Raw genomic sequence first — 21,124 nt, 5'->3', positions numbered from 1 at the left:
CCCGTTACTGGTAAGGGAGTTCACCAGCCGGTCAGGGGTGGGGTCGTCTTCGCGGGCGGCTCCACCCACGGGCGCGCCATCGTCGCCCACACCACGAACGCCACCACCGCCGCGCACAGCACGAGCCACGCGGCGCGGCGCGCGATCCGCCGGCGCCGCAGCGCACGGCCGCCCCGGCGCATCGCCTCCGCACACAGCTCCGTCGGCACGGTCGGCGGCGGCGCGGCATCGAGCACCGCGCGGACCGTCGCCTCCTCGCGCTCCCGCAGGCTCATGCCGGTGCCGTCCCGGGCAGCTCGGCGGGCGCCGGGCCGCGCGGCGGATGCAGGACGAGGGCCATCGCGCGCGCGTGCAGCGCCTGTACGCGGTTCAGCGGCAGCCCGAGCAGCGCCGCCACCTGCTCCTCGCCGATGCCCTCGAACAGCCGCAGTACGAGGACGAGCCGCTCCTGCGGGGTCAGATGCCCCAGCACGCCGCCGTGCCCGCGGTGCCGGTGCCAGGCCCCGCGCGCGAAGCGGACGCCCAGTTCCTTGCGGGCACAGTCGTAGGGATCCTCACCCCGAAGACGGTCCCAGGAGGAGTACGTACGGCTGAGGGCGACCGTGAGCAGCTTTCGCGCGCGCGGGTTGTCGTCGTGCGATTCGGCGGTGAGCAGGGTCGCGGCATGCAGCAGCCGCCCTGCCGCGCCCGCGACGAACGCCTCGAACTCCCGGGCCCGGCGGGCGTTCCTGGACGCCTGCCGTTCGCACACGCTTCATATGAGGCCCGCCGCGACCCCCTGGTCAAGAGGCGGGAGCCGCGGCGGTGGGCCCGGGGGCCAGGAGGCTCAGGAGTCGGCGGGGGGCGCCGGCTGGCCCGACTGGCGTGCGGACAGCGCGGTGTTGAAGCGTGTGAGGAGCGCGCAGAACTGCTCGCGCTCCTCCGGTTCCCACTCCTCCGTCAACTGGGCCATCAGCTCTCGCCGGGACGAACGCACCTCGTCGAGGCGCGACAGACCGCGCGGCGACAGCTGGAGCACGACGGCGCGGCCGTCCTCCGGGTGGGAGGTGCGCTTCACAAGGCCCGTGTCGACGAGCGGGGCGACCTGGCGGGTCACCGTGGAGGAGTCGATCCCCATGCTCGACGCGAGCGCCTTGACGCCCATCGGGCCTTCCTTGTCGAGGCGGTTGAGCAGGAGATAGGCGGCGCGGTCCATCGAATTGCGCACCTGCCCGACCCCGCCGAGCCGGGTCTGTTCGGCGCGGCGGGCGAAGACCGCCACCTCGTGCTGCAGCGTTTCGAGGAGGCCGGTGTCGCCGGCGGTCATCATGTCCATCGTTTCCTGTGGTGTGGGCATGGCCGGGGGCTCACTTCATGCGTGGGTGGTGGATTGCACTGGATTGGGGCACAGGGTACGCGGCGAAAGCGCTGGCCGTACCTGCGCTGCGCAATCCGGTCTCGGAGCGTGAACATCCCGAGAGAGGTGCGCCGTGAGCTGCAAGACTTCGGTCATGAGCTACAACGCGTCTGACTCCTTGCCGCACCCTCTGCCCGCCGTGACCCTCGACGACGTACGCGGCGCCCAGAAGATGCTCTCCGGGGTGGCGCGGTTGACGGCCATGGCCCACAGCCACCACCTCTCGCAGCTGCTCGGCACGCCCGTCCACCTCAAGTGCGAGAACCTCCAGCGGACCGGGTCCTTCAAGCTGCGCGGCGCGTACGTACGCATCGCCGGGCTGCTGCCCGAGGAGCGGGCCGCAGGAGTCGTCGCCGCGAGCGCGGGCAACCACGCGCAGGGCGTGGCCCTCGCCTCCTCACTCCTGGGCGTGCGCTCCACGGTGTTCATGCCGGTCGGCGCGCCCCTGCCGAAGGTCGCCGCGACCCGGGACTACGGCGCCGAGGTGCGGCTGCACGGGCAGGTGGTCGACGAAACCCTCGCCGCGGCGCAGGAGTACGCGGAGGAGACCGGCGCCGTCTTCATCCACCCCTTCGACCATCCGGACATCGTCGCGGGCCAGGGCACGCTCGGCCTGGAGATCCTGGAGCAGTGCCCGGAGGTCCGCACCATCGTCGTGGGCATCGGCGGCGGCGGTCTCGCGGCGGGCATCGCCGTCGCCGTGAAGGCGGTACGGCCCGACGTGCGGGTGATCGGCGTCCAGGCGGAGGGCGCGGCCGCGTACCCGCCCTCGCTGGAGGCGGGCCGGCCCGTCTCCGTGCCGCACCCGGCGACCATGGCCGACGGCATCAAGGTGGGGCGGCCCGGCGACGTCCCCTTCCAGCTCGTCCGCGGCCTGGTCGACGAGGTCCGCACGGTGTCGGAGGACGCTCTGTCGAGCGCGCTGCTGCTGTGCCTGGAGCGCGCCAAGCTGGTCGTCGAACCGGCGGGCGCGAGCCCCGTGGCGGCGCTGCTGAGCGACCCGGGCGCCTTCGAGGGCCCGGTGGTGGCGCTGCTCTCCGGGGGCAACGTCGACCCGCTGCTCATGCAGCGCGTCCTCACCCACGGCATGGCCGCGGCGGGCCGCTACCTCTCGCTGCGCCTGCGGCTGACCGACCGCCCCGGCGCCCTGGCCTCGATCCTCGGGGTGTTGTCAGTGGCCGACGCTAACGTCCTCGACGTGAGCCACGTGCGGACCGATCCGCGGCTCGGGCTCACGGAGGTGGAGGTGGAGCTGCACCTGGAGACGAAGGGCCCCGCACACTGTGCCGAGGTCGGCGCGGCGCTGCGGAGTGCGGGCTACACGGTCATCGACTGACCGCGCACTGATCGCTCGGGCATCGGCCGACGCGACTGACGAAAAATCAGTTGAGGAGACGCGATACATCGCGATACTGTGGGCGACTTCACGCTCTCACCGGGCATCTCCATCCCGGCAAATCTAGACTTTCTTCACATAAGCTCCACGTGTAGGCACCACCTCGGTAGACCGGTCACTCACCAACCACGGGGGAACCAATGCCAGGCGCCATCTATGCCGAAGGTCTGGTCAAGACCTTCGGCGACGTACGAGCTCTGGACGGGGTCGATCTGGACGTACCAGAAGGCACCGTCCTGGGCCTGCTCGGGCCGAACGGAGCGGGCAAGACCACGGCGGTGCGCTGCCTGACGACCCTGCTGACGCCGGACAGCGGCAAAGCGGTCGTCGCGGGCATCGACGTACGCAAGCATCCGAACGAGGTGCGCCGCTCGATCGGTCTCTCCGGCCAGTTCGCCGCGGTCGACGAGTACCTGACGGGCCGCGAGAACCTGCAGATGGTCGGCCAGCTCTACCAGATGAGGGCCAGAGCGGCGAAGGCCAGGGCGGCCGAACTGCTGGAGCGGTTCAACCTCGCGGACGCCGCCGACCGCCCCTCCAAGACGTACTCCGGCGGCATGCGCCGCCGCCTCGACCTCGCGGCCGCACTCGTCGTCTCGCCGCCCGTCATGTTCATGGACGAGCCGACCACCGGCCTCGACCCGCGCAACCGGCAGCAACTGTGGCAGATCATCCAGGAGTTGGTGGCCGGCGGCACGACGCTGCTGCTGACCACCCAGTACCTGGAAGAGGCCGACCACCTGGCGCACGACATCTGCGTCGTCGACCACGGCCGCGTCATCGCCCGCGGCACCTCCGACCAGCTCAAGGCCCAGACCGGCGGCGAGCGCGTCGAGGTCGTCGTGCACGAGCGCGAGCACATCGACACCGCCCACGGCATCCTGGCCGGCTTCGGCAAGGGCGAGGCCACCGTCGAGCAGCACACCCGCAAGGTGACCGTCCCGGTCACCGGCGGCGCCAAGCTGCTCGCCGAGGTGATCCGCGAGCTGGACGCCCGCGGCATCGAGATCGACGACATCGGCCTGCGCCGCCCCACCCTGGACGACGTGTTCATCTCCCTCACCGGCCACCTCGCGGAAGAGTCGCAGGAGTCGGACCAGGCCGAGGAGGCCAGCGCATGAGCACCGTCACCGACTCCGTGCGCGCACCGCGCGCGGCGGGCGGCCTCGGCCAGTCCGTCCGGGACTCCCTGGTCGTCGCCAAGCGCAACCTGATCCGGATGACACGCATCCCGGAGATGATCCTCTTCGGGGTCATCCAGCCGGTGATGTTCGTCGTCCTCTTCACGTACGTCTTCGGCGGTTCCATGAGCGTCGGGGGCTCCACCGACCCCGACGTCTACAAGAACTTCCTGATGGCGGGCATCTTCGCCCAGACGGTCACCTTCGCCACGGCGGGCTCCGCCGCGGGCATCGCCGACGACATGCAGAAGGGGCTCGTCGACCGCTTCCGCTCGCTGCCCATGAGCCGGGGCGCGGTCCTGACCGGCCGCACCGTCGCCGACCTCGTGCAGACGTCCATCACGCTGCTCGTCCTCGCGATCGTCGCCCTGCTCGTGGGCTGGCGCACCGGCTCGGCGGACCCGACCAACGCCGGCCGGATCCTCGGCGGCTTCGCCCTGCTGCTCCTCCTCGGCTACGCGTTCACCTGGATCGGCGCGCTGATCGGCCTGTCCGTCCGCACCCCCGAGGCGGCCACCTCGGGCGGGATCATCTGGCTGTTCCCGGTGACGTTCATCTCGAACGCGTTCGTGGACACCGGCATGATGACGCCCTGGCTGCGGCACGTCGCCGACTGGAACCCGTTCAGCGCGACCGTGCAGGCGTGCCGTGTGCTCTTCGGCAACCCGGGCGTCTCACAGTCCCAGGCCTGGCCCATGCAGCACCCGGTGTGGGCCTCGCTGCTCTGGTCCGTCCTGATCATCGTGGTCTTCCGCACCCTCGCGGTCCGCAAGTACCGCAACGCGACGGCCTGACCGGCCGGACGGCCCGGCACACGACGAGGCCCCCGGAGCAACCGCTCCGGGGGCCTCGTCGCGTGCACGGATGACGTCAGCCGCTGTACGGCACCGCCGTGAGGACCTTGACCGAGGCGAACTTGCCGTTCGGCAGCTCGTACTCGGCGTCCTCACCGACCTTCTTGCCGTTCACGCCCGTGCCCAGCGGCGACTGCGGCGAGTACGTCTCGATCTCGGAGCTCGCGTACTCGCGGGAGGCGAGCAGGAAGCTCATGGTGTCGTCCTCGTCGCCGTCGAAAGCGATCGTGACGACCATGCCCGGCGCGACGACCCCGGTCGCAGCGGGCGCCTCACCGACCTTGGCCTTCTCCAGGAGCTGGGTCAGCTGGCGGATGCGGAGCTCCTGCTTGCCCTGCTCCTCCTTGGCCGCGTGGTACCCGCCGTTCTCCCGCAGGTCGCCCTCCTCACGCGCCGCCGCGATCTTCGCGGTGATTTCCTCGCGCGCGGGACCAGACAGGTACGCCAGCTCGTCCCTGAGCTTGGTGTGCGCCTCCTGCGTCAGCCAGGTGACGTCTTCGCTGGTCTGGGTCACAGGTCGCTCCTCGTAGGTACTGGGGGAATACAAAGCATCGCCCTACCCAGAAGGATGTTCCCTCACGGGTGGGCGAAACCACGAGCCTAACAATTCCGCGGTCGAAGGGGGAGGACATAAGGCATCAGTTTTACGTCGACGCTGGTCAGCGCCGAGCGACCGGTGTGCAGCCGGGCGAGTCAGTCGGCGTGGCAGCCGACGAGCTCCGCGGTCGTGCCCTTGCCGCCCGTCGTGCGCAGCGTGACGACCTTGTCGATCCGGTCCTCGTGCTGGTCGAAGCGGAAGTCGGCGCGGCCCACCTCGGCGCCGACGGCGTCCTGCGAACGGATCGTGCAGTAGCCGCTCGCACCGGTGTCCTTGCGGATCTCCAGATGGACCTTGACGTTGTCGGCGTACGGCTTGAAGGCGATGACCTCGCCGCTGAACTTGTTGCCCACCACGTAGTACCAGCCGAACCAGCACATCATCGCGGCGAAGAGCGCGCCGAGCACGATCGCGGCGATTTTCAGCTTCCGGTCCGCGCGGGCATCGGCCGAGCGCGATGATCCGTAGCGGCCCTCCGGCAGCTGCTGCACGGCGCTCATCGGCCAGTTCCTCTCGCCTCGCCCGCCAACATCCGGGCACCGGAATTTTCCGCCCCCCGGTTCGGTCACTATAGAAGCGCCCATTGCGCCGAATCACACCAGGGCGCCTTAATTCACCGAGGATCTTGTCTTGACTGAGCAGCTGCGACTGATGGCCGTTCACGCCCACCCCGACGACGAGTCGTCGAAGGGCGCGGCCACGATGGCCAAGTACGTGTCCGAGGGGGTGGACGTGCATGTCGTGACCTGCACGGGAGGCGAGCGCGGCTCCATCCTCAACCCGAAGCTCCAGGGCGACAAGTACATCGAGGAGCACATCCACGAAGTACGCAGGAAGGAGATGGAGGAGGCCCGCGAGATCCTCGGCGTCAAGCAGGACTGGCTGGGTTTCGTCGACTCCGGACTGCCCGAGGGCGACCCGCTGCCGCCGCTTCCCGAGGGCTGCTTCGCGCTGGAGGACGTCGACTACGCGGCCGGCCGGCTGGTGCGCCAGATCCGGTCCTTCCGTCCCCAGGTCATCACGACGTACGACGAGAACGGCGGATATCCGCACCCCGACCACATCATGACCCACAAGATCTCGATGGTGGCCTTCGATGGAGCGGCCGACGCCGAGAAGTACCCGGAGGCCGACTTCGGCCCGGTCTTCCAGCCGAGCAAGCTCTACTACAACCAGGGCTTCAACCGGCCGCGCACCGAAGCGCTGCACAATGCCATGATCGAGCGGGGCATGGAGTCGCCGTACGCGGACTGGCTCAAGCGCTGGGACGAGTTCGAGCGGGTCGAGCGCACGCTGACCACGCACGTTCCGTGCGCCGACTTCTTCGAGATCCGCGACAAGGCGCTGATCGCGCACGCCACGCAGATCGATCCCGACGGCGGCTGGTTCCGCGTCCCGATGGAGATCCAGAAGTCGGTCTGGCCCACCGAGGAGTACGAGCTGGCGAAGTCCCTCGTCGATACCTCCCTCCCCGAGGACGACCTCTTCGCGGGCGTCCGTCACAATGCCTGATGTGACATCGAATCTGGCAATGACCCATCTCGTCCCTCTTGCCGCGCAGGAGGTCGACGAGAACAAGGTGACTCCGGGCGTGCTCGGCTTCATCGTCTTCGCCGTGATGGCGCTCGCCGTCTGGGGCCTGATGAAGTCGATGAACCGGCACATGGGCAAGGTCGACTTCAAGGAGAAGACGCCGGCCGAGCCGGTCGGCGCCGACGCCGGCCAGGCGCCCGAGCGCTCCTAGCGCCCTTCGCGCGAGCGCGCCTGCGATGAGTTTCGCGGGCGCGCCCGGTCGTACAGGTATGAGCCCTGTACTGATGCACGCGGTCGTCTCCGTGGACGGCTTCATCGCCGATGCCGACGACCAGGTCGGACCGCTGTTCGACTGGTACGGCAACGGTGACGAGCCGCTCGGTGACGGCGGCGGTTTCCGGATCTCCAAGGCGTCCGCCGAGTACACCCTGCCGATGTGGGCGGGCCTCGGCGTGACGATCATGGGTCGGCGCCTGTTCGACCTCACGAACGGCTGGGACGCGAAGCCGCCGGCCGGCGAGCACGTCGTCGTGGTCTCGCACCGGCCCCGCCCCGCCGACTGGCACCCCGAGGCCACGCACTACCACTTCGCCGGTGACGTGCCCGAGGCCGTCGCCCGCGCCAGGGAACTCGCGGGCGACCGGTCCGTGGCGATCACCGCAGGCGACATCGGCGGCCAGGCCTTCGCGCTCGGCCTGGTCGACATCGTCGCCATGGACGTCGCCCCCGTCTTCTTCGGCTCCGGCAAGCGTTACTTCGGCCCGGCCGACGGCCAGCGGCTCCTCGAAGACCCGCACGTGGTCATCCAGGGAGACCGGGTCCTGCACCTGCAGTACCGGGTCCGGAAGCCGTGACCGTACGGGTACGCGAGCCGTGCCGGCTCACAGCCCCGGCGCCGCCCGCACGATCACCCCCATCACGTCCCGCGCGTGCCGGTTCGGGACCATGCCGAGCCGCCACGCCTGCCACCCCGCGTCCAGCTCCACACCCCGTTCCAGGAGCAGCTGATACGCGCCCACGTAGTCGTCGAGCTTGCCGTCACGGGCGGGGTTGACGGTGCGGGCGAGCTGGGACAGCTCCTCCTGGGCGACCGCCGTGCCGACCTCCGAGCCGCCCGGCGAGGCGTACGGCAGCAGAGTGCAGCGCAAGAACGTCGCCCAGTCCTCCCCGCGCCGGTCCCCGTAGGACGCGAACAGGGCACCCGCCTCCTCGCAGAGCGTCACCGCCTGCTGGAGCCGGGCGTTGCCCGCGTCGACGACCGCCAGCTCCAGGCACGTCCACGCCTCGCCGTGCGCGACACCGATGCGCTGGAAGTCGGCACGCGCATCGACCAGCAGCTGACGGGCGAACCCCGAGTTGCGCAGCGAACCCGTCTGCGCCGCCCGCTGGTCGCGGGTGACCCGCGCCGAGTGGTGCCGCGCGCACGCGAGCCCGTACACATCGCGCATCCGGGAGAACATCGTGCGCGAACGCTCCAGCTCACGCACCGCCTGATCGAGGTTCCCGGCCTCCTCCAGGGCCTGGCCCAGGTAGTAGTACGTCCAGGCCTCCCCGCGCGCGTCCTCGTTGTCGCGGTGCCGGGACACCGCCTGACGCAGCCCGTCGACCGCGGGCGACGCCTCCCCGCCGACCAGCCGCGCCCGCGCCAGCTGCGTCAGCGCCCAGGCCTCGCCACGGCTGTCACGCGTACGGCCGTACAGGTCGAGTGCGGACCGCAGCTCGGCGTCCGCGCGCGGCACGTCACCCATGCGCAACCGCAACTGCCCGAGCTGGAAGTGGGCCCAGGCCTCGCCGTGCAGCGACTCGTTCTCCCGGTGCAGGGCGAGCGCGTCGGTGAGCAGTGCCAGGGACTCTCGGACATGGGCGCGGTCGCGCTCGACGGCCGCGAGCGCGTGCAGCGTCCAGCCGCGGTCCCCCTTCGTCTCCGGCGTCGTCTGGAGTTCAAGCGCCTCCGTCAACTTGGCCGCCGCGTCGCCGAGTTGGCCCTGGTGGTGCAACGTGATGCCGAGCGAACACAGCGCACGGGCCTCGCCCGCCTGGTGATGGGCCTCCCGGTACAGATCGACCACCGACGACAGCGTCGTACGCGCCTTGTCGAGCTCGCCGAGCTGACGGGCCGCGATACCCGTACGCCACTGGACCGAGCGCACGAGCAGCCCCTGGTCGATGGCCTGCGTCAACTCGCTGATCTCACCCAGGCGGTAGAGGTCGCCCCGCAGCAGGCAGTAGTCGCAGAGCGCGCCCAGCAGCCCGAGGACCGCTTCCTGGTTGACGCCCTCCGCGTGCCGCAGCGCCGCCGTGATGAAGCTCGACTCGTCGTCCAGCCAGCGCAGCGCCGCGTCCAGCGACGTGAAGCCGTGCGGCCCCGGCTGCCCGGCGCGCGTGGACATGTTGCCGTCCACCAGCCGGATCACCGAGTCCGCGAGCTCCGCGTAGTTCTGGATGAGACGCTCCTGCGCCGCCGTGCGCTCGGCCGGCTCCTCCTCGTCCGCGAGGCGGGCCTGCGCGAACGAACGCACCAGATCGTGCAGCCGGTAGCGGCTGCCCCGCACGTGGTCGATCAGGCCCGCGCGGGACAGCGCCGTCAGATGCCGGGTGGCCTCCGACTCGTCCGCCGCGAGCAGCGCCGCCGCGGCCGCCGCGCCGAGCGAGGCCCGGCCGGCGAGCGCCAGCCTGCGCAACAGCCGGCGGGCCGCGTCGGACTGGTCGGTGTACCGCAGCCACAGGACGCGCTCGACCGGCTCCACCGGCCCGTACGCGCTCAGATCCGCCGCAAGCTGACGTGTCGTACGCGGCCCGATCGACGAACCCGCGATACGCAGCGCCAGCGGCAGACCACCGCACAACTCCCGTACCTCATCGGTCGACTCGGCGTCGTACGGACCGCTCCCGTCCTCCGCCGCGTCCCGCAACAGCTCCTCCGCGCCCGCCGCGTCCAGCGCCTCCACCGGCAACTGGTGCACCCAGGCCGGGGTGGCCCCGCCGAGCTCCAGCGGCTTGCGCGCCGTGACGATGACGAGGCTGTCGGAGCGCTCGGGCACGAGGGTGCGCACCTGCTCCGCGTCCTCGGCGTCGTCGAGCACGATCGTCACCGGCAGCCCGGTCAGATGCTGGTGGTACAGCTCGCTCAACCGCTTGACCTGCTGATCCGGCGACGAGCGCTCCCGGAACAGCAACTGCTCGCGCGGCGCGCCCAGCCGGTTCAGCAGGTGCAGCAGCGCGTCGCGCGTCGCCAGCGGCGCCGCGTCCGCCCGGTCCCCGCGCAGATCCACGACACACGCCCCGCGGAACTGGTCCCGCAACTCGTGCGCCGCCCGCACCGCCAGCGTCGTACGCCCCGAACCCGGCGCCCCGTGCAGCACCACCACCGTCGGCCGCGTCTCCGTACTGGCCCGCGCCGCGTGCACCCACTGCGCGATCCGCGCCATCGCCGTCCGCCGCCCCGCGAACGGCCCCTCAGGGTCCGGGAGTTGACCGAACGACTGCTCCAGCACGCTCCTGCGGCGCGCGGCCGCGCTCTTGTCGGTCCGCCGCATCCCGGGCGACGCCGACTTCTTCGTCGTACCCGTACTGGCCGCCAGCACCCGCTGCTGGTCCAGGAACGGCCGGATGCCCCGCACCTCCAGCGCCGTCAGCCACTGCAGACGCAGCTGCTCGGGCCCGCCCGGCTGGTTCAGGGCGCCCGCGCTGCGACTCGCCGCAGGCAGATGCGACGCGGTCACCTTGGCGACGGTGGCGGCCGCGCCGAGCACGGCGACCGCGGCCCCGGTACCCACGGCGACCCCGGTGCCCGCCCCGAACGCCAGGTCGGCCACGACCGCGGTGACGGCCCCGACCCCCGCCACCATCAACGGAGTCGACCCGCCCTCCTTGGCGAACCGCTCCCCGAACGACATCTGTCCCGCCGCGGCCTCGTCGAGCGCCCTGGTGTACGCCGCGTACTCCTCGCCGGCGGTCTGCCCCATCGCGTCGAGCGCACCCTTGGCCCGCGACAGCAGCACACCCCCGTCCGTCCGCCCGCCCGAGCGCCTGACCTCCTCTTCCACGGCCCGGGCCAACAGCCGCTCGGCCTCCGCCCGATGGCTGTCTCGCATCTTCGGTCCCCCTCCGGTTGCGTCAGATTCGGGTCAAGTGTCCTGCGTATGGGGTGAAGGCGCGAGAGGCCCGGCGATCAAAGACACGACCGTGACGGGCATGGGTGAGGATGGAGGCATGCCGAACCGACTGGCCCATGAGACGTCCCCCTACCTCCTCCAGCACGCCGAGAACCCGGTGGACTGGTGGCCCTGGTCGGCCGAGGCCTTCGAGGAGGCGCGGCGGCGGGGGGTGCCGGTGCTGCTCAGCGTCGGGTATTCGAGCTGCCACTGGTGCCATGTCATGGCACATGAGTCCTTCGAGGACGACGCCACCGCCGCCGTCATCAACGACAACTTCGTGAGCGTCAAGGTGGACCGCGAGGAGCGCCCCGACGTCGACGCCGTCTACATGGAGGCCGTCCAGGCCGCCACCGGTCAGGGCGGCTGGCCCATGACCGTCTTTCTCACCCCGGACGCCGAGCCGTTCTACTTCGGCACGTACTTCCCGCCGGAGCCCCGGCACGGCATGCCCTCCTTCACCCAGGTCCTCGGCGGTGTCCGGGACGCGTGGACGGGCCGGCGGGACGAGGTCACCGAGGTCGCCGCGAAGATCACCGCGGATCTCGCGGGGCGTGAACTGTCCTTCGGGGACGCGCAGGTGCCCGGCGAGGGTGAGCTGGCGCAGGCGCTGCTCGGGCTGACACGGGAGTACGACGCGACGTACGGCGGGTTCGGCGGGGCGCCCAAGTTCCCGCCGTCCATGGTGATCGAGTTCCTGCTGCGGCACCACGCCAGGACCGGCGCCGAGGGCGCGCTGCAGATGGCCGTCGACACGTGCGAGCGGATGGCGCGCGGCGGGATCTACGACCAGCTCGGGGGCGGGTTCGCGCGGTACTCGGTGGACCGCGAGTTCACGGTGCCGCACTTCGAGAAGATGCTGTACGACAACGCGCTGCTGTGCCGGGCCTACGCGCATCTGTGGCGTTCGACCGGCTCGGAGCTCGCCAAGCGTGTCGCCCTGGAGACCGCCGACTTCATGGTGCGGGAACTGCGAACGAACGAGGGCGGGTTCGCCTCCGCGCTCGATGCCGACAGCGAGGACCCGGCGAGCGGCAAGCACGTCGAGGGCGCCTTCTACGTGTGGACGCCGGAGCAGTTGGACGAGGTGCTCGGCGTGCAGGACGGGGCCGTCGCCGCCCGGTACTTCGGGGTGACGGCGGAGGGGACCTTCGAAGAGGGCGCCTCGGTGCTCCAACTGCCGCAGCAGGACGGGGTGTTCGACGGGGAACAGATCGAGCGGATTCGGCAGCGGCTGCACGTGGCGCGCGAGGAGAGGCCCGCGCCGGGCCGGGACGACAAGGTCGTGGCCGCGTGGAACGGGCTCGCGGTGGCAGCCCTCGCCGAGACCGGCGCGTACTTCGGGCGGCAGGACCTCGTGGACGCCGCCGTGTGCGCGGGCGATCTCCTCGTGCGGCTGCACATGGACCCCCTGGCCCGGCTCTCCCGTACCAGCAAGGATGGTCATATCGGCCAGAACAGCGGGGTGTTGGAGGACTACGCCGATGTCGCCGAGGGCTTCCTGGCGCTGGCGTCCGTGACCGGTGAGGGGGTGTGGCTGGAGTTCGCCGGGTTCCTGCTCGACCACGTTCTCGACCGGTTCGTGGACCGGGAGAGCGGCGCCCTGTACGACACCGCCGTCGACGCCGAGCAGCTGATCAGGCGGCCGCAGGACCCCACCGACAACGCGACTCCCTCCGGGTGGACGGCCGCGGCCGGGGCGCTGCTCTCGTATGCCGCGCACACGGGTTCCGAACCTCATCGGAGCGCGGCGGAGCGGGCGTTGGGCGTGGTGAAGGCGCTCGGCCCGCGTGCGCCGCGGTTCATCGGGAACGGGCTCGCGGTCGCCGAGGCGCTCCTCGACGGGCCGCGCGAGATCGCCGTCGTGGGGGAGGTGGGCGGCCGGATGCAGCACACGGCGCTGACCGCGACCGCGCCGGGCGCGGTTGTCGCCGCGGGCCCCGAGGGCAGTGACGAGCTTCCGCTGCTCGTCGGCCGGCCGCGCGTCGAGGGGCACGACACCGCGTACGTGTGCCGCCACTTCGTATGCGATGCGCCCGTGACGGATGTCGACCGGCTGGAGCGGATTTTGACTCAGGCGCAGCAATAACGGCAAGAGCAGGCGGCCCGCTGTCACAGCCCGTTCTGCAGGGTGTCCAGGGCTTTCACCGCGAGGTCGCGCAGGTCGCCCTCGTGGCCGTGCTCGGCCCAGTACATGGTGGCTTCCATGAGGGCGCCGACGACCGACATCGCGTAGACCCGGACCTCCAGGTCACCGGCGTCGCGTCCGGTGCGTTCGGCGAGGACGTGGCAGATCATCTGTCCGGTGACCGACATCGACTCCATCATCCGGCTGCGCACCGCGGGCACCTCCACCTGGAGCCGGGTGCGCAGCCGGGAGACCTCGGGTTCTTCGCTCTCCAGAGCGAGGTGCAGGCTGCGGTCGATGACGTGGCGCAGGGAGTCGATGATCGACTCGTCGGCCGGCCGTGCCCGCAGTTCCCGCTCCAGGATCGGGTCGAACTCGTCGGTGAGGACGATGTCTTCCTTGGTCGGGAAGTAGCGGAACACGGTGGACGGCGACACCTCGGCGGCCTCGGCGATCTGCTCGACCGTCGTCGCGTCGTACCCCTGGTCCGTGATCAGGCGGTACGTCGCCTCGCGGATCGTCGTACGGGTCTTGAGCTTCTTGCGTTCCCGGAGCCCGAGTTTGGCTTCCGGGGTCTGTGCTGAGGCGGCCATAGCCGTCATTGTCGGGCATCCGCGCTGACGGGGGCCACCTCCGGGTCGGACGCGGCGCTCGCCGGGGTGCGGACCGGGCCGGGCATCAGGGTCGCTGTCAGGACCGCCGAGACCAGCGCCGCGATCGCGATGACGACCAGGGCGAGGTCCATGCCGTGGACGTACGCGGCGTCGGCCGAGGCCGCCAGGGCCCGGTCGCCGAGCCTCTCCGCGACCACCTGTGCGCCGATCACCGAGGAGCGCGCCGCGTCCGCCGCCGCGCCGGGCAGCCCGGCCGTGCTCAGCCGGGCCGTGTACGCGCCGGCGATGAGGGCGCCGAGCAGGGCGACGCCGAGCGCGCTGCCGGTCTGGCGCACGGTGCTGAGCAGTCCGGCGCCGCGGCCCGCCTGGTCCTTGGGCAGGGCGGCGAGGGCGCCGCCCATCGCGGGGATCATGGCGAAGGCGAATCCGACCCCGGCGATCGTCAGCCACAGGGCCGTGAATCCGTATCCGGAGTCGACGGTGGTGCGCGCCCCGAGGAACCCGGCGAACGCGAGGACGACCAGCGCGACGCAGATCACCGAGCGCGCCCCGAACCTGACGACGAGCGGTTGCGCGAGTTTCGCGGCGGCCAGCATTCCGGCCATGAGCGGGATCATCCGTACCCCGGTGCCGAGCGAGTCGGTGCCGAGCACGGCCTGGAGGTACTGGGGCAGCACGAACATCAGGCCCGCGAGCACGAACATGCCGAGTGTCGCCGCGAGGGTGTTGGTGAGGAAGCCGCGGTGGGTGAGGAGGGTGAGGTCGAGCATGGGGCGCGGGCTGCGGCGTTCGCGCAGCACGAGTGCGCCGAGCAGGGCGACGGCGGCCAGGAAGCCGCCGAGGACGACGGGGTCGGTCCAGCCCTTCGCGGGGCCCTCGATGATCGCGTAGATCAGGGTGCCGAGGCCGAGCGCGGTGAGCACGGTCGAGACGAGGTCGACCTTGGGTGCGGCCGGGTCCCTCGTCTCCGGCAGCAGGAGCAGGCAGGCGGTGATGCCGATCGCGACCATGGGCACGTTGATCACGAAGACGGCGCCCCACCAGAAATGGTTGAGCAGCCAGCCGCCGATGATCGGCCCGAGGGGCATGCCGAGGGCGGAGGCCGCGGAGATCATGCCGATGGCCTTCGTCTGTTCGTCGCGCGGGAACAGCGAGGGCAGTACGGAGATGGCGAGCGGCATCACGAAGGCGCCGCCGACGCCCATCAGGGCGCGGGCCACGATCACCCAGGTCACGTCGGAGGCGAGCGCGCCGACGACGGAGGCGGCGAGGAAGACGCCGAGTCCGGTGATGAGCATCCGGCGGCGCCCGAAGCGGTCGCCGAGCAGTCCGGCCGGGAGCATCAGCGCCGCGAAGACCACGACGTACGCGTCCGCCATCCACTGCTGCTGGCCGGTGGTGGCGCCCAGTTGCTCGGTGATCGTCGGAAGCGCCACGTTCAGGATCGTCATGTCGAAACCGAGCACGAGCATGCTCGCGACCAGGGCCCCGAGGGCCCACCAGCGCCGGGGATCCGGGCGCGACTCCACTTGCTGAGTGACAGTAGCCATGAAATGAGAGTAGCTGTCAGTTAGTAGGGTCTGTCAATCTATGGTCACTTTCATGGATGGGGAGACGCGAAAAATGGCCGCGGCTCGGAAGCCGCGGCCATGTGTGAGGAGGGGGGAGGGGGCTCAGCCGTGCTGGTAGGCCACCAACGAGATGCCGACGTAGTGCACGACGAACGCCGCGAGGGTGAGGGAGTGGAAGACCTCGTGGAAGCCGAACCAGCGGGGCGAGGGGTTCGGCCGCTTGATGCCGTAGATGACACCGCCCGCGCTGTAGAGCAGCCCGCCCACGACCACCAGGACGAGCACGGCGACGCCACCGGTCCGCATGAAGTCGGGCAGGAAGAAGACCGCCGCCCAGCCCATCGCGATGTAGCAGGGGGTGTAGAGCCAGCGCGGGGCGCCGACCCAGAAGACGCGGAACGCGATGCCCGCCGCGGCCGCCACCCAGATGCCCCACAGCAGCGTGTCGCCCTTGGAGCCGGGCAGCAGCAGCATGGTCAGCGGCGTGTACGTGCCCGCGATGATCAGGAAGATGTTCGCGTGGTCGAGCCGGCGCAGCACGCCGTCCGCGCGCGGCCCCCAGTTCCCCCGGTGGTAGAGCGCGCTCACGCCGAACAGCAGGCAGGCCGTCAGGACGAAGATCCCGCAGGCCACGCGGCCGCGCGTCGAGTCGGCGAGGGCCGTGAGGAAGAGGCCGGCGACGAGCACGGCGGGGAACATGCCCGCGTGCAGCCAGCCGCGCAGTCTCGGCTTCAGCAAAGAGGGCTCTGCGAGGGGGATTTCGGGCTGCTCCGCGGTGACGCTCATGACCTGCATCGTACCTACGCGACCGTAGGTGATGGATATGGAGAGCGTCAGTGTCACCGGGGGTTAACCAGAATCCCTGATCCATAAGCCCGCGGAGCCGAGTGGCGATGCTCACTTCGCTCAAGTGTGAGGCCCCCTGGACAGATGGGCGAAACGGTCGGATGATCAAATGAGTGCGGTCGGCACCGGATGAGCGCTCACTGGATTCCAGTGGAGCGGGAGGCGCAGCGTCCGGGTCGCGGCCCCCACGGGGCAACCAACACAACACCCTCATTTAGGAGCGATCGTGGCGCGCGACATCGCGGCTCCCCCCTCCCGGACCGACACAGCCCCCGTTCTCACCCTCCCGACCGACCACCAGGAACTGATCTCGTGGGTCAACGAGATCGCCGAACTGACACAGCCGGACAGCGTGGTCTGGTGCGACGGCTCCGAAGCCGAGTACGAGCGGCTCGCCGAGGAGCTCGTCACCAAGGGAACGTTCAGGAAGCTCGACCCGATCAAGCGCCCCAACTCCTACTACGCCGCCTCCGACCCGACCGATGTCGCGCGGGTCGAGGACCGGACGTTCATCTGCTCCGAGAAAGAGGCGGACGCGGGCCCGACGAACCACTGGAAGGCGCCCGCCGAGATGCGGGAGATCTTCCGGGGCAACGAGGGGAACGGGGGGATCTTCCGCGGCTCCATGAAGGGCCGGACGATGTACGTCGTCCCCTTCTGCATGGGCCCGCTCGGCTCCCCGCTCTCCGCGATCGGCGTCGAGATCACCGATTCGGCGTACGTGGCCGTCTCCATGCGCACGATGACCCGGATGGGGCAGCCCGTCCTGGACGAACTCGGCACCGACGGCTTCTTCGTGAAGGCCGTGCACACGCTGGGCGCCCCGCTCGCCGAGGGCGAGGCGGACGTGCCGTGGCCGTGCAACTCCACGAAGTACATCTCGCACTTCCCCGAGGACCGCGAGATCTGGTCCTACGGCTCCGGCTACGGCGGCAACGCTCTGCTGGGCAAGAAGTGCTACGCGCTGCGCATCGCCTCCGTGATGGCGCGGGACGAGGGCTGGCTCGCCGAGCACATGCTGATCCTCAAGCTCACGCCCCCGCAGGGTGAGAGCAAGTACGTGGCGGCCGCCTTCCCCTCGGCGTGCGGCAAGACCAACCTCGCCATGCTGGAGCCCACGATCTCCGGCTGGACCGTCGAGACGATCGGCGACGACATCGCCTGGATGCGGTTCGGTGCGGACGGACGGCTCTACGCGATCAACCCCGAGGCCGGCTTCTTCGGCGTCGCGCCCGGCACCGGCGAGCACACCAACGCCAACGCGATGAAGACGCTCTGGGGCAACTCCGTCTTCACGAACGTCGCGCTCACCGATGACAACGACATCTGGTGGGAGGGCATGACGGAGGAGACCCCGGCCCACCTCACCGACTGGAAGGGCAACGACTGGACGCCCGAGTCGGGTGTCCCGGCCGCGCACCCGAACGCCCGGTTCACCACCCCGGCCGCGCAGTGCCCGATCATCGCGCCCGAGTGGGAGGACCCCAAGGGCGTACCGATCTCGGCGATCCTCTTCGGCGGCCGCCGCGCCTCCGCGGTGCCGCTGGTGACCGAGTCCTTCGACTGGAACCACGGCGTCTTCCTCGGCGCCAACGTGGCCTCCGAGAAGACCGCGGCCGCCGAGGGCAAGGTCGGCGAGCTGCGCCGCGACCCGTTCGCGATGCTGCCGTTCTGCGGCTACAACATGGGCGACTACATGGCCCACTGGGTGAAGGTCGGCGCCGACAGGGACGCCGCGGACCTTCCGAAGATCTACTACGTCAACTGGTTCCGCAAGGACGCGAACGGGCGCTTCGTATGGCCCGGGTTCGGTGAGAACAGCCGCGTCCTGAAGTGGATCGTGGACCGCCTCGACGGCCGGGCGGAGGGTGTCGTGACCCCGATCGGCATTCTTCCGGCCAAGGGCTCCCTGGACACGGACGGCCTGGATCTGGCCGACGACGACCTGGAGTTCCTGCTCACCGTCGACAAGGAGGTCTGGCGCGAGGAGGCCGCACTGGTACCCGAGCACCTCAACACCTTCGGCGATCACACGCCGAAGGAGCTGTGGGACGAGTACCGCAAGCTGGTGCGGCGCCTCGGCTAGCCCGGACCTGATCGAGCCCCCGCACAACGACGTGCGGGGGCTCGGTCGTGCCTAAGCGGCGATCAGCTCACTGGCGGCCGCGTGGAACTCCATGCGCTGGGCGGCCAGGATCGCGGCGGCGGTGTCCGCGCGGGACGCCGCGACCACCAGGGCCCGCCCGGCGAGGGCGTGCGCCCGCTGGTGCAGGGCGGCGACGTGCGGCTCGTGGACAGAGGCCGCCACGGCGGAACGGACCGGCGCGTGACCGCCCCGCAGCCGGGTGATCTGTGTGACCAGCTCGGCCGCGGCCGAGTCCAGTTCCCGGTCGCCGGAGGCCAGCCGGAGCTCGTCGGTCAGGGCGAGCAGCGCGGACAGGTGTCCGGCGAGCTGGATGTCCAGCTCCTCCTCGCGGGAGCGGTGCGGGAAGTCGCTGTCGGCCACCATCGAGTGGACCGACTTGGTGCGGATCGGCTCGTACATGGGAGGCCTCCAGGCAACCGGAACAACCGGACGGGCGGTAGCTTGGCCTCCATCGTACCTTAGAATCTGTCTAACTTAGAACCTGTCCAAAGTTGCGACGTGCCGTGCCACCCGCCGGGTCACGGCTGGCTGTAGCCGTCCAGGAAGTTCCCGATCCGGGTGACCGCCTCGGTCAGTTGCCGGGTCGAGGGCAGCGTCACGACGCGGAAGTGATCCGGCTCCGGCCAGTTGAAGCCGGTCCCGTGCACGACCATGATCTTCTCGGCGCGCAGCAGGTCGAGCACCATCTGGCGGTCGTCCTTGACCTTGAAGACCTTGGGGTCCAGGCGGGGGAAGAGGTAGAGCGCGCCCTTGGGCTTCACGCAGCTGACGCCCGGGATCTGCGTGAGCAGGTCGTAGGCGACGTCGCTCTGCTCCTTAAGCCGGCCGCCGGGAAGCACCAGCTCCTTGATCGTCTGGCGGCCGCTGAGCGCCGCGACGACACCGTGCTGGCCCGGCATGTTCGCGCACAGGCGCATGTTCGCGAGGATGGTCAGGCCCTCGATGTACGACTGCGCGTGCGCGCGCGGACCGGAGATCGCCATCCAGCCGACGCGGTAACCGGCCACGCGGTACGCCTTCGACATGCCGTTGAAGGTGAGCGTGAGCAGGTCCGGGGCGATGGCGGCGGTCGGCGTGTGCGTCGCGTCGTCGTAGAGGATCTTGTCGTAGATCTCGTCGGAGCAGACGAGCAGGTTGTGACGGCGGGCGATGTCGGTGATGCCGCGCAGCATCTCGTCGCTGTATACGGCGCCCGTCGGGTTGTTGGGGTTGATGACGACGATCGCCTTGGTGCGGTCGGTCACCTTGCGCTCGATGTCGGCCAGGTCCGGCATCCACTCCGACTGCTCGTCGCAGCGGTAGTGCACTGCGGTACCGCCGGAGAGGGAGACGGCGGCGGTCCACAGCGGGTAGTCGGGGGCGGGGACGAGTACTTCGTCGCCGTCGTCGAGGAGCCCCTGCATCGCCATCACGATCAGCTCGGAGACGCCGTTGCCGATGAAGACGTGCTCGACGTCGGTCTCCACGCCCAGGGTCTGGTAGTGCATCATCACCGCGCGGCGGGCGGCCAGCAGGCCCTTGGCGTCGCCGTAGCCGTGCGCGTCGCCGAGGTTGCGGAGCATGTCCTCCAGGATCTCCGGAGGGCATTCGAAGCCGAATGCCGCCGGGTTGCCCGTGTTCAGCTTCAGGATCCGATGACCCGCCGCTTCCAGCCGCATCGCCTCCTCGAGCACCGGGCCCCGGATCTCGTAGCAGACGTTGGCGAGCTTGGTCGACTGGATGAGCTGCATGCTCCGACTTTACGGCCGTGTTTCGCGGCGGCGCGCTCTGTTGTCCCCTGATGGGCCGGTCCGCCCCCGGCCGGTCGTGGATGCCGTGGCACCGCGTGCCGGTCGCCTCCGGAATGCGGGGTGCGGCCCGCGTGGAGGCTTGGAAGCGCGGCCGCGAGGAGGGGGTGAGATGAGCCACTACAGGTCGACGGGCGATCGCATTCGAGCGTTTGTTCTATTCGTTCGGTAGGGTGGGAACCATGCTTCAGGGATCCCTCTTCGACCAGGCCGAGGAGACCGCGCTCGGCACCCTCGCCGGGGTGCGGCGCACCGTGCTCGGCGCCGGGGCCTGGATCGACGTGCTGCCGGGCTGGCTGAGCGGGGCCGACACGCTGTTCGGACACCTCGCGGTGGGCGTCCCCTGGAAGGCGGAGCGGCGGCAGATGTACGAGCGCGTCGTCGACGTGCCGCGGCTGCTGAAGTTCTACGGGGCGGCGGAGCCGCTGCCGCACCCCGTGCTCGGCGCGGCCCGTGACGACCTGTCCGCGCACTACGGCGACGAGCTGGGGGAGCCCTTCACCACGGCGGGCCTCTGCTTCTACCGCGACGGCCGCGACAGCGTCGCCTGGCACGGCGACCGCATCGGGCGCGGGGACCGCGAGGACACCATGGTCGCCATCGTCTCGGTCGGGGCGCCCCGCGATCTCGTGCTGCGGCCGGTGGGCGGTGGCGCCCCGGCCGTGCGCAGACCGCTCGGGCACGGCGACCTCATCGTGATGGGCGGTTCCTGCCAGCGGACCTGGGAGCACGCGATCCCCAAAACGACGCGCGCGACCGGACCCCGGATCAGCATCCAGTTCCGGCCGCGCGGCGTGCGCTGATTCCTGGGGCCTGTCGCGCGCGTCGTTTTGGGGATCGCCGGGCAGAGGGGAGTTTGAAGGCAGGCCCTAGGCGCCGTTTCTCGGATCGCCTGACGTGGCAGGGTTGTTGAGGTCAGG

The 21,124-nt window shown here is 70.5% G+C and carries 20 protein-coding genes; 9 read left to right on the top strand and 11 right to left on the bottom strand.

What is annotated here, in order from left to right; all coding sequences use genetic code 11:
• Positions 1 to 20 precede the first annotated feature (20 nt).
• From AB0J02_RS29195 to AB0J02_RS29185, 3 genes are all read right to left on the bottom strand, one after another.
• Positions 21 to 275, bottom strand: coding sequence for a hypothetical protein (locus AB0J02_RS29195; RefSeq protein WP_363196781.1), 255 nt, complete (start codon positions 273 to 275; stop codon positions 21 to 23).
• The gene (locus AB0J02_RS29190) at positions 272 to 751 is read right to left on the bottom strand and encodes a sigma factor-like helix-turn-helix DNA-binding protein (RefSeq protein WP_363196780.1); all 480 of its coding nucleotides are present in this window, start codon (positions 749 to 751) and stop codon (positions 272 to 274) included. Before AB0J02_RS29190 ends, AB0J02_RS29195 begins: the two co-directional genes overlap by 4 nt.
• A gap of 75 nt (positions 752 to 826) precedes the next feature.
• Entirely contained in the window at positions 827 to 1,315 is a 489-nt protein-coding gene (locus AB0J02_RS29185) for a MarR family transcriptional regulator (protein ID WP_363196920.1), read from the bottom strand.
• A gap of 175 nt (positions 1,316 to 1,490) precedes the next feature.
• On the opposite strand from AB0J02_RS29185, the gene ilvA reads away from it, so the two are divergent.
• The 3 genes from ilvA to AB0J02_RS29170 all read left to right on the top strand — a co-directional run bounded on the left by ilvA (position 1,491) and on the right by AB0J02_RS29170 (position 4,767).
• Positions 1,491 to 2,732 (top strand): threonine ammonia-lyase, encoded by a 1,242-nt coding sequence (gene ilvA, locus AB0J02_RS29180; protein ID WP_363196779.1) that lies wholly within the window; start codon positions 1,491 to 1,493, stop codon positions 2,730 to 2,732.
• Between the two features lie 200 nt (positions 2,733 to 2,932).
• Positions 2,933 to 3,913, top strand: a complete 981-nt coding sequence (locus AB0J02_RS29175; protein WP_363196778.1) for an ATP-binding cassette domain-containing protein — start codon at positions 2,933 to 2,935, stop codon at positions 3,911 to 3,913.
• On the top strand, positions 3,910 to 4,767 hold the full coding sequence (locus tag AB0J02_RS29170; RefSeq protein ID WP_363196777.1) for an ABC transporter permease: 858 nt from the start codon (positions 3,910 to 3,912) through the stop codon (positions 4,765 to 4,767). The genes AB0J02_RS29175 and AB0J02_RS29170 overlap by 4 nt, the downstream gene beginning before the upstream one ends.
• 76 nt (positions 4,768 to 4,843) lie before the next feature.
• On the opposite strand, the gene greA is transcribed toward AB0J02_RS29170, so the two are convergent.
• Both greA and AB0J02_RS29160 read right to left on the bottom strand, forming a co-directional pair.
• On the bottom strand, positions 4,844 to 5,341 hold the full coding sequence (greA, locus tag AB0J02_RS29165; RefSeq protein ID WP_363196776.1) for a transcription elongation factor GreA: 498 nt from the start codon (positions 5,339 to 5,341) through the stop codon (positions 4,844 to 4,846).
• A 179-nt stretch (positions 5,342 to 5,520) separates the two neighbouring features.
• A complete protein-coding gene (locus tag AB0J02_RS29160; protein WP_363196775.1) occupies positions 5,521 to 5,925 on the bottom strand; it encodes a DUF4307 domain-containing protein in 405 nt (134 codons plus the stop codon).
• A 130-nt stretch (positions 5,926 to 6,055) separates the two neighbouring features.
• Here AB0J02_RS29160 and mca point away from each other — a divergent pair, with 130 nt between their 5' ends.
• Genes mca through AB0J02_RS29145 form a run of 3 tightly spaced genes read left to right on the top strand, consistent with a single transcriptional unit; the run spans position 6,056 to position 7,812 of the window.
• Positions 6,056 to 6,937 carry a mycothiol conjugate amidase Mca gene (gene mca / locus AB0J02_RS29155; protein ID WP_363196774.1) on the top strand — a complete coding sequence of 294 codons (882 nt, stop codon included), beginning with the start codon at positions 6,056 to 6,058 and terminating at the stop codon, positions 6,935 to 6,937.
• Entirely contained in the window at positions 6,930 to 7,169 is a 240-nt protein-coding gene (locus AB0J02_RS29150) for a hypothetical protein (RefSeq protein WP_363196773.1), read from the top strand. Before mca ends, AB0J02_RS29150 begins: the two co-directional genes overlap by 8 nt.
• A 58-nt stretch (positions 7,170 to 7,227) precedes the next feature.
• A complete protein-coding gene (locus AB0J02_RS29145) occupies positions 7,228 to 7,812 on the top strand; it encodes a dihydrofolate reductase (RefSeq protein ID WP_363196772.1) in 585 nt (194 codons plus the stop codon).
• A gap of 27 nt (positions 7,813 to 7,839) precedes the next feature.
• Here the strand turns inward: AB0J02_RS29145 and AB0J02_RS29140 are convergent, their stop codons facing one another.
• Positions 7,840 to 11,052, bottom strand: a complete 3,213-nt coding sequence (locus AB0J02_RS29140; RefSeq protein ID WP_363196771.1) for a tetratricopeptide repeat protein — start codon at positions 11,050 to 11,052, stop codon at positions 7,840 to 7,842.
• Between the two features lie 118 nt (positions 11,053 to 11,170).
• Here AB0J02_RS29140 and AB0J02_RS29135 point away from each other — a divergent pair, with 118 nt between their 5' ends.
• Positions 11,171 to 13,201 carry a thioredoxin domain-containing protein gene (locus AB0J02_RS29135; RefSeq protein WP_363196770.1) on the top strand — a complete coding sequence of 677 codons (2,031 nt, stop codon included), beginning with the start codon at positions 11,171 to 11,173 and terminating at the stop codon, positions 13,199 to 13,201.
• A 23-nt stretch (positions 13,202 to 13,224) separates the two neighbouring features.
• Here AB0J02_RS29135 and AB0J02_RS29130 read toward each other — a convergent pair whose 3' ends face one another.
• The 3 genes from AB0J02_RS29130 to AB0J02_RS29120 form a co-directional block, all read right to left on the bottom strand.
• Complete coding sequence (locus tag AB0J02_RS29130) at positions 13,225 to 13,833, bottom strand: TetR family transcriptional regulator (RefSeq protein ID WP_363196769.1); 609 nt, start codon at positions 13,831 to 13,833, stop codon at positions 13,225 to 13,227.
• Positions 13,834 to 13,838: 5 nt separating this feature from the next.
• Entirely contained in the window at positions 13,839 to 15,404 is a 1,566-nt protein-coding gene (locus tag AB0J02_RS29125; protein ID WP_363196768.1) for an MFS transporter, read from the bottom strand.
• Positions 15,405 to 15,527: 123 nt separating this feature from the next.
• Complete coding sequence (locus AB0J02_RS29120; RefSeq protein ID WP_363196767.1) at positions 15,528 to 16,211, bottom strand: hemolysin III family protein; 684 nt, start codon at positions 16,209 to 16,211, stop codon at positions 15,528 to 15,530.
• A gap of 286 nt (positions 16,212 to 16,497) precedes the next feature.
• On the opposite strand from AB0J02_RS29120, the gene AB0J02_RS29115 reads away from it, so the two are divergent.
• A complete protein-coding gene (locus AB0J02_RS29115) occupies positions 16,498 to 18,357 on the top strand; it encodes a phosphoenolpyruvate carboxykinase (GTP) (RefSeq protein ID WP_363196766.1) in 1,860 nt (619 codons plus the stop codon).
• A gap of 51 nt (positions 18,358 to 18,408) precedes the next feature.
• Here AB0J02_RS29115 and AB0J02_RS29110 read toward each other — a convergent pair whose 3' ends face one another.
• Positions 18,409 to 18,816, bottom strand: a complete 408-nt coding sequence (locus AB0J02_RS29110; protein ID WP_363196765.1) for a hypothetical protein — start codon at positions 18,814 to 18,816, stop codon at positions 18,409 to 18,411.
• A 119-nt stretch (positions 18,817 to 18,935) separates the two neighbouring features.
• Positions 18,936 to 20,147 carry a pyridoxal phosphate-dependent aminotransferase gene (locus tag AB0J02_RS29105; protein ID WP_363196764.1) on the bottom strand — a complete coding sequence of 404 codons (1,212 nt, stop codon included), beginning with the start codon at positions 20,145 to 20,147 and terminating at the stop codon, positions 18,936 to 18,938.
• 230 nt (positions 20,148 to 20,377) lie between these two features.
• On the opposite strand from AB0J02_RS29105, the gene AB0J02_RS29100 reads away from it, so the two are divergent.
• Positions 20,378 to 21,007, top strand: a complete 630-nt coding sequence (locus AB0J02_RS29100) for an alpha-ketoglutarate-dependent dioxygenase AlkB (RefSeq protein WP_363196763.1) — start codon at positions 20,378 to 20,380, stop codon at positions 21,005 to 21,007.
• Positions 21,008 to 21,124: the final 117 nt, after the last annotated feature.

This window comes from Streptomyces sp. NPDC050264 (assembly GCF_040655895.1).
Classification (GTDB): Bacteria; Actinomycetota; Actinomycetes; order Streptomycetales; family Streptomycetaceae; genus Streptomyces.
The sequence above is the reverse complement of the archived record's forward strand: the minus strand, read 5'-3'. Positions and strand labels throughout refer to the sequence as shown.

What these genes read in the sequence shown, in the direction of transcription:
- AB0J02_RS29195 (WP_363196781.1), bottom strand. Translation starts at nt 275, where the DNA reads ATGAGCCTGCGGGAGCGCGAGGAGGCGACGGTCCGCGCGGTGCTCGAT.
- AB0J02_RS29185 (WP_363196920.1), bottom strand. Translation starts at nt 1,315, where the DNA reads ATGGACATGATGACCGCCGGCGACACCGGCCTCCTCGAAACGCTGCAG.
- ilvA (WP_363196779.1), top strand. Translation starts at nt 1,491, where the DNA reads ATGAGCTACAACGCGTCTGACTCCTTGCCGCACCCTCTGCCCGCCGTG.
- AB0J02_RS29175 (WP_363196778.1), top strand. Translation starts at nt 2,933, where the DNA reads ATGCCAGGCGCCATCTATGCCGAAGGTCTGGTCAAGACCTTCGGCGAC.
- AB0J02_RS29170 (WP_363196777.1), top strand. Translation starts at nt 3,910, where the DNA reads ATGAGCACCGTCACCGACTCCGTGCGCGCACCGCGCGCGGCGGGCGGC.
- AB0J02_RS29160 (WP_363196775.1), bottom strand. Translation starts at nt 5,925, where the DNA reads ATGAGCGCCGTGCAGCAGCTGCCGGAGGGCCGCTACGGATCATCGCGC.
- AB0J02_RS29150 (WP_363196773.1), top strand. Translation starts at nt 6,930, where the DNA reads ATGCCTGATGTGACATCGAATCTGGCAATGACCCATCTCGTCCCTCTT.
- AB0J02_RS29145 (WP_363196772.1), top strand. Translation starts at nt 7,228, where the DNA reads ATGAGCCCTGTACTGATGCACGCGGTCGTCTCCGTGGACGGCTTCATC.
- AB0J02_RS29140 (WP_363196771.1), bottom strand. Translation starts at nt 11,052, where the DNA reads ATGCGAGACAGCCATCGGGCGGAGGCCGAGCGGCTGTTGGCCCGGGCC.
- AB0J02_RS29135 (WP_363196770.1), top strand. Translation starts at nt 11,171, where the DNA reads ATGCCGAACCGACTGGCCCATGAGACGTCCCCCTACCTCCTCCAGCAC.
- AB0J02_RS29130 (WP_363196769.1), bottom strand. Translation starts at nt 13,833, where the DNA reads ATGGCCGCCTCAGCACAGACCCCGGAAGCCAAACTCGGGCTCCGGGAA.
- AB0J02_RS29125 (WP_363196768.1), bottom strand. Translation starts at nt 15,404, where the DNA reads ATGGCTACTGTCACTCAGCAAGTGGAGTCGCGCCCGGATCCCCGGCGC.
- AB0J02_RS29120 (WP_363196767.1), bottom strand. Translation starts at nt 16,211, where the DNA reads ATGAGCGTCACCGCGGAGCAGCCCGAAATCCCCCTCGCAGAGCCCTCT.
- AB0J02_RS29110 (WP_363196765.1), bottom strand. Translation starts at nt 18,816, where the DNA reads ATGTACGAGCCGATCCGCACCAAGTCGGTCCACTCGATGGTGGCCGAC.
- AB0J02_RS29105 (WP_363196764.1), bottom strand. Translation starts at nt 20,147, where the DNA reads ATGCAGCTCATCCAGTCGACCAAGCTCGCCAACGTCTGCTACGAGATC.